Origin of the sequence: Rubrivirga sp. (assembly GCF_049648075.1) — a bacterium.
In the GTDB taxonomy this organism is placed as follows: Bacteria; Bacteroidota; Rhodothermia; order Rhodothermales; family Rubricoccaceae; genus Rubrivirga.
Genome location: NZ_JBARYR010000094.1, coordinates 1 through 6604 on the forward strand (window position 1 = coordinate 1; position 6604 = coordinate 6604).

A 6604-nucleotide genomic window follows, 5' to 3' on the forward strand; every position below is an offset into this window, starting at 1 on the left:
AACTTGAGCGCGCGGCCACCGGCGGTCGTCTCGGGCGAGCCGAACATGACGCCGATCTTCATCCGGATCTGGTTGATGAAGATGAGGATCGTGTTGGTCCGCTTGATCGTGCCGGTGATCTTGCGCAACGCCTGGCTCATCAGCCGCGCCTGGATGCCGACGTGGCTCGCGCCCATCTCGCCCTCGATCTCGGCCTTCGGCACGAGCGCGGCGACGGAGTCGATCACGACCACGTCGATGGCGCCCGAGCGGACCAACATGTCGCAGATCTCGAGCGCCTGCTCGCCGGTGTCCGGCTGCGACATCAAGAGGTCGTCCGTGTTGACGCCCAGCTTCTCGGCATAGGTCGGGTCGAAGGCGTGCTCGGCGTCGATGAACGCGCAGGTACCGCCCAGCTTCTGGGCCTCGGCGACGATCTGGGTCGCGAGCGTCGTCTTACCGGACGACTCGGGGCCGTAGATCTCGATGATGCGGCCGCGCGGCACGCCGCCGATCCCGAGCGCGTGGTCGAGCGTGAGCGAGCCCGTCGAGACGGCGTCCATCTCGACCGGCGGCTGGTCGCCCATCTTCATCACGGCGCCCTTGCCGTAGTTCTTCTCGATCTGCTTCATCGCGAGATCGAGTGCTTTCGCCTTGGCTTCGGCGTTCGGGGGAATCGTAGCGGGGGATTTAGCCATGAGGGCAAAGCTCCGAGGAGCGGTCTTGGGGAAGTCGAGGGCCGGTTGGATGGCCCCTCAGGCACAGTGGAACACAGGAGGGTACAGACAAGGGGTGACAGCGCATCGTCACGCCCCTTCGGTCTCTAGACCCCTGTGAAGGAGAGTCGTAACGAGGCCAGTCCGCAAAGGCTCCGTGGGTTGCCTCGTCACAGGCTCGGCCGTAGGCTCTGGGTCCCCCCTCTCCTTGCTCGTGGACCGCCCCGTCATCCGTCTCCGCGACGGCTTCCCCGGCCAGAACGTCGACCTCCGCCCGGATATCCGCCGGTTCCAGCGGCTCATGATCGCGGCGGGCGAGCGGTCCGTCACGGCCGACGGCTGGTTCGGGACCCAGAGCCAGTCCGCGGCCCGCCGGCTTCAGGAGCGCTGGGGCTTTTTCGTGGACGGCATCGTTCGGCCGGCGCTGTGGCGCTGGCTCGAGCACATGCGCGACCACCCGGAGCAGGAGCCGAGCGCGCCGGGGGTCACGCTCGACCAGTTGATCGCCATCGTCGGGCAGGCTCGAGAGCAGCACGCGCGGCGGCACATCAACGGGCTCAACCAAGCGATGACCCGGTACGGCGTGACCACGCCTTTACGCCGGGCGCACTTCCTGGCCCAGATCGCCCACGAGAGCGGCGGGCTCCGATGGCCCGAAGAGCTCGCCTCGGGCGAGGCGTACGAGGGGCGCACGGACCTGGGCAACACCCAGCCCGGCGACGGGCCGCGCTTCAAGGGACGAGGTCTCATCCAACTCACCGGCCGGCACAACTACCAGCGCTACGCCGCCACGCTGCGCTCTCGGGGCGACACGGTCGACGTCGAGGAGGACCCGCACCGCGTCTCTGAAGACCCCTACGCCGCCGACGTCGCCGGATGGTTCTGGGACCTGCGCGGCCTCAACCGCCTGGCCGACGCCGACGACCTCGAGGCCGTAACGCGACGTGTCAATGGAGGGACGCGGGGGATCGACGAGCGAGAGCGGTACCTCACCCTCGCAAAGCAGGTGTTGCAGGCGTGATGGTCACAGGCCGTCCTCGATGGCGCGCCTCGTCCTCGAGGACGCCCACCCTCCACCCACCTCGAACGGACAACCGGAGCGCCCGCTGCGCGACGTCATAGGCGCTCGGGCGGGGGGCCTCCCGACCTCAGCGCGACACCCCCGAGAACGGCTCAGCGCCCGCGCCGCAGCACCTGTCGCCGAACCATGTCCAGCGCCGCCGTCGCCGTCAACGCGATGTTCACCTCGCGGTCCGACGTCAGCTGAAGCCGCACCGCCCTCGAGGTCGAGCCGTCGTCGTACGCGAGCCAGACCGTGCCAACGGGCTTGTTGGGAGTACCGCCACCCGGGCCAGCGATGCCGGTCGTGGCGAGCCCCACGTCAGCCCCGAACTGCGAGCGCGCTCCGGCGGCGAGTTGGAGCGCCACGGCCTCGCTGACGGCGCCCTCGTCCTCGAGGGCGGACTCCTCGACGCCCAGCAAGCCCACCTTGGCGGCGTTCGAGTAGGCCACGACGCCGCCCAAGAACGCCCTGCTCGAGCCAGGGACAGACGTCAACCGAGCGGCCACGGCGCCGCCGGAACAACTCTCCGCGACGGCGACCGTCAGCCCGTTGTCGACCAGCATCTCGAGGACAGCGCCCTCGAGGGCGAGCTGGCCCTCGCCAAATACGAGCGTTCCCAGGGTGTCTCGGATCGCGCAGATCGCGGCCTCGAGGTCGGCGCGGGCGTCCCCGTGATCGGCGCCGCGTGCGGTGACGCGAATGCGAACGGTCCCCAAGCTTGGGAGATAGGCCAGGCGCAGGCCGTCGGGAAGGTGCTCGGCGGTCTCCGCGATCATGGCCGACAAGTCGCTCTCGCCCTTGCCGACCGTCAGCAACGTCCTCGACAAGACGACCTCGTCCTGGCGCTCGACCAAGCGCGGCAGGACGGCGTGCTCCGAGATCGTCTTCATCTCGTGCGGCACACCGGGCATCACCGCGATGATGCGCCCCTGGGCTTCGCACCACAACCCCGGCGCGCTGCCCTTCGGGTTCTCCAGCGCCTCGAACCCTGCGGGCACCTCGGCCATGACGCGCCCGATCGCCGGCATGGTCCGTCCGCGGGATGAGTACCGAGCCTCGATGCGGTCGAACAGTCGTTGATCGAACTCGAGGTCGCGGCCGAACGCCTGGGCGACGGCGGCTCGCGTCACGTCGTCGTGCGTCGGACCGAGCCCGCCGGTCACGATCACGACCGACGCGCCGCCCGCATACCCGCCCTCGATGGCCGACGCGATCTCGTCGACGCCGTCCCCCACCGTCTCGCTCCGCCGCAGGTCGACCCCGACGGCCGCGAGTTGCTCGCCCAGCCACGCCGCGTTCGTGTCCACGATTTGTCCGAGTAAGATTTCGTCGCCGACGGTGATGAGATGACCGGTCATGAGGTTCAGAGTGTGGGGTGCGTCCCGACGCGTCCTCGAGGGCGCCCGTTCCAGACCGCTACGCTCCGGCCTCGACGTCCGTCACTCTCCTCCCCGCTCGCAGCTCCACGCCTTGGGATCGCGGCGCCACGCCGTCAGGGCGTCGAGCGCGTCGCCATCGAGGTCGCCAGAGGTCTGGGCCGCTGCGGCGAGCGCGTCGAGGTCGGTGAGCGTGTAGAGGGGGAGGCCGGCCTCGAGGAACGCGTCGGCGGCGTCGGGGAAGCCGTAGGTGAAGACGGCCAGAGCCGCGACCGGAACTGCGCCGGCGTCGCGGAGCGCCTCGACCGCGCTCAACACGGAGCCGCCGGTCGAGACCAGGTCCTCGACCACAGCGACACGCTGGCCCTCCACGACGGCGCCCTCGATGCGGTTCTCCTTGCCGTGCCCCTTAGCACTCGACCGGACGTAGCTGAACGGCAGTCCGAGCCGATCGGCCGCGAGGGCCCCATGCGCGATCCCGGCCGTCGCCGTGCCCGACACGGCCTCGAGGTCGACGACGTGCTCTCGGGCGAGCGCCACGAGCCCATCGGCGATCCGGCCTCGAACGTCGGGATGCGAGAGCGTGAGCCGGTTGTCGGTGTAGACCGGCGAGAGCCGGCCGCTCGCCCAGGTAAACGGGTCGTCCGGGCGGAGCGCGACGGCGCCGATGCGGAGCAGGTCACGGGCGAGCGTGTCGGCCAGGGTCATCGTGGGGGGTCTCGACCTCGAGGGCGGCCTGCGCACCTCGACCTCGAAGGCGAGGCACGTCGAGGACGGCTCAGGTCGTCGGGGTGGGGTCGCGGAAGTACAGGACGCCGGTGTAGACGGTCACGCCGGCCGTGACAATTAGGAAGGCCAACGCAGCCGGAGAGCTCAAGGCCTGGTACAAGAACCCACCGAGGTCGCCGAGGAAGCCGCCCAGGGCGCTCAAGTGCGAGCCGGCCAGGAACACGAACGCCGTGATCAAGAACGTCAGCTGCCACGCCGTCTTCCACTTGGCCGCCGAAGACGTTTGGAGCGGCCGTCCTTGTCGCTCCCGAACCGCCCGCAGAACCGTCACCGCCACGTCCCGCGCCGCGATGACGCCGATCGCGAGCCAGGGCAGCCATTCGCCTGCCGGCGCCGCCAAGCCGCGCCCGATCGGCTCCAGGAAGGGGATCAGGAAGAAGGCCCCCAAGACCAGGATCTTGTCCGCCAACGGGTCGAGGAACTGGCCCAGCCTCGAGGACACGCCGTAGGTGCGGGCGAGCCGCCCGTCGAGCCAGTCCGTGATCGCCGCCAGGATGAACAGCGTGGCGCCGGCCACCTGGCCCCACAGCGTCCCGGTCCACAGCAGGTACAGACACACCGGCGCCGCGATGATGCGGCCGATCGTCAGTGCGTTGGGGACGTGCTTCATGAGGAGTACCCCGCTCCGGGGGCACACGAAGATACCCCGATGGCCTCTTGTCCTCGAGGACGCCGTGAAGGGACCTGCCATAACGGCAATTGGACGCGTGCTGGCACGCCGCTTGTCGTGGCGTGAGGGGTGCTCGGAGTCTGCCTGAGCGGCAGGGGCCACGCGGATCCTGCCACCCAGGCCGGCGTAGCCCACCTATCCGGGCCTTGCGACGGCTCACACGAATCAGTCATCAACCTAGAAAACAAGTCCTCATGGGCAAGATCATTGGCATCGACCTCGGCACGACGAACTCCGTCGTCGCGGTCATGGAAGGAAACGAACCCGTCGTCGTCCCCAACGCTGAGGGCGGCCGGACGACCCCGTCGGTCGTCGCGTTCAAAAAAGACGGAGAGCGGCTCGTCGGCGCCCCGGCCAAGCGCCAGGCGATCACGAACCCGACCAACACCATCTTCTCCGTCAAGCGGTTCATGGGCCGCCAGCACGCCGAGGTCGGCGAGGAGATGAAGACGGTCCCCTACACCGTCGTCGCCGGCGACGGCGGCGTGGCCCGCATCGAGGTCGACGCGGCCGGCGACACCAAGAAGTACACGCCGCAGGAGGTCTCGGCGATGGTGCTCGGCAAGCTCAAGCAGACCGCCGAGGACTACCTCGGAGAGCGCGTGACCGAGGCCGTCATCACGGTCCCGGCCTACTTCAACGACGCCCAGCGCAAGGCGACCAAAGAGGCGGGCCAAGTCGCCGGCTTGGAGGTCAAGCGCATCTTGAACGAGCCGACGGCTGCGGCGCTCGCGTACGGCCTGGACAAGGTCGGCGACGAGGACCAGACGATCGCGGTCTACGACCTGGGCGGCGGCACCTACGACATCTCCATCCTGGAGCTGGGTGACGGCGTCTTCGAGGTCAAGTCGACGAATGGCGACACGCACCTCGGCGGCGACGACTTCGACCAGCGCCTGATCGACTGGATCGCGGACGAGTTCAAGCGCGAGGAAGGCATCGACCTGCGGAGCGACCCGATGGCGCTGCAGCGGCTCAAGGAGGCCGCTGAGAAGGCCAAGATCGAGCTCTCGGCCTCGACGGCGACGACCATCAACTTGCCGTTCATCACGGCGACCCAGGACGGTCCCAAACACCTGACCCTGGACCTCAGCCGGGCCAAGTTCGAGCAGCTGGTGGACGACCTCATTTCCCGCACCACCCCGCCGATGGAGAAGGCGCTCACCGACGCCGGGCTGACCAAGTCTCAGATCGACGAAGTCATCTTGGTCGGTGGCTCGACGCGCATCCCGAAGGTCCAGGAGGTCGTCGAGGCGTTCTTCGGCAAGGCCCCGAACCGCTCGGTCAACCCGGACGAGGTCGTCGCGCTCGGAGCCGCCATCCAGGGCGGCGTGCTCTCGGGCGACGTCTCGGACGTCCTGCTCTTGGACGTCACCCCGCTCAACCTGGGGATCGAGACGCTGGGTGGCGTCATGACGGCGCTCATCCCGGCCAACACGACGATCCCGACGCGGAAGTCGGAGACGTTCTCGACGGCGAGTGACAACCAGCCGTCGGTCGAGATCCACGTGCTCCAGGGCGACCGCTCGATGGCCGTCGACAACCGGACGATCGGACGGTTCCACCTCGATGGCATCCCGCCGGCCCCGCGTGGCCTGCCCCAAGTCGAGGTCACGTTCGACATCGACGCCGACGGCATCCTGTCGGTCTCGGCCAAGGACAAGGCGACCGGCAAGGAGCAATCGATCCGCATCGAGGCCTCGTCGGGCTTGAGCGACGCCGAGATCGAGACCATGCGCCGCGCCGCCCGCGACCACGCCGCCGACGACGCCCGCAAAAAGGAGTCGATCGACAAGATGAACCAGGCCGACAGCCTGATCTTCTCGACCGAGAAGAACCTGGTCGAGTACGGCGACAAGCTTCCGGCCGAGAAGCGCGCCGCGATCGACGCGGGGCTGGAGCGTCTCAAGGAGGTCCACCAGGGCCAGCAGGTCGACGAGGTCGAGTCCGCGATGGAGCAGCTCAACACCGCGTGGAGCGCGGCCGCTGAGGACCTCTACCGGGCCCAGCA

The 6604-nt window shown here is 68.8% G+C and carries 6 protein-coding genes; 2 read left to right on the forward strand and 4 right to left on the reverse strand.

Annotated elements, in window-relative coordinates:
• Window positions 1-677: recombinase RecA (gene recA, locus WBA11_RS02560; protein ID WP_424519160.1), on the reverse strand; the 677-nt coding region annotated here is incomplete at its 3' end.
• Window positions 678-909: 232 nt separating this feature from the next.
• On the opposite strand from recA, the gene WBA11_RS02565 reads away from it, so the two are divergent.
• Complete coding sequence (locus WBA11_RS02565) at window positions 910-1716, forward strand: peptidoglycan-binding protein (RefSeq protein WP_424519161.1); 807 nt, start codon at window positions 910-912, stop codon at window positions 1714-1716.
• A gap of 152 nt (window positions 1717-1868) precedes the next feature.
• Here the strand turns inward: WBA11_RS02565 and WBA11_RS02570 are convergent, their stop codons facing one another.
• The 3 genes from WBA11_RS02570 to WBA11_RS02580 form a co-directional block, all read right to left on the reverse strand.
• Window positions 1869-3116 (reverse strand): competence/damage-inducible protein A, encoded by a 1248-nt coding sequence (locus WBA11_RS02570; RefSeq protein WP_424519162.1) that lies wholly within the window; start codon window positions 3114-3116, stop codon window positions 1869-1871.
• A gap of 81 nt (window positions 3117-3197) precedes the next feature.
• Window positions 3198-3842: an orotate phosphoribosyltransferase gene (pyrE, locus tag WBA11_RS02575; protein WP_424519163.1), complete on the reverse strand. Its 645-nt coding sequence runs from the start codon at window positions 3840-3842 to the stop codon at window positions 3198-3200.
• Between the two features lie 70 nt (window positions 3843-3912).
• Window positions 3913-4533: a CDP-alcohol phosphatidyltransferase family protein gene (locus WBA11_RS02580; protein WP_424519164.1), complete on the reverse strand. Its 621-nt coding sequence runs from the start codon at window positions 4531-4533 to the stop codon at window positions 3913-3915.
• A gap of 254 nt (window positions 4534-4787) precedes the next feature.
• On the opposite strand from WBA11_RS02580, the gene dnaK reads away from it, so the two are divergent.
• Window positions 4788-6604 (forward strand): molecular chaperone DnaK (dnaK, locus tag WBA11_RS02585; protein ID WP_424519165.1); only part of this gene is annotated, 1817 nt, incomplete at its 3' end.